Origin of the sequence: Delftia sp. ASV31, from assembly GCF_016428765.1 — a bacterium.
GTDB classification, from domain to species: Bacteria; Pseudomonadota; Gammaproteobacteria; order Burkholderiales; family Burkholderiaceae_C; genus Comamonas; species Comamonas acidovorans.
In genome coordinates, this window is sequence record NZ_JAELTK010000356.1 from 1 (window position 1) to 252 (window position 252).

The 252-nt window shown below is 71.8% G+C and carries 1 pseudogene; it reads left to right on the forward strand.

Features of this window, described 5'->3' with window-relative positions:
- A pseudogene (locus tag JHD82_RS29800) lies at positions 1–252 on the forward strand (hypothetical protein); the annotation flags it as partial.

Sequence of the window (252 nt, forward strand, 5' to 3'; positions counted from 1 at the left end):
CGCGCTGTACCTGGACCAGAGCACGCCGCTGCCCGACGACGTCAAGGCCGCCTGGCTGCGTGACTGCAGCAGCGGCTCGCGCCAGTACCTGCTGCCCTTCCTGCGGCCGCTGGCACGCACCAGCATCTGTCTCTTATACACATCTCCGAGCCCACGAGACGCTGACGTTGATCGCGTATGCCGTCTTCTGCTTGAAAAGGGGGGGGGGGGGGGGGGGGGGGGGGGGGGGGGGGGGGGGGGGGGGGGGGGGGG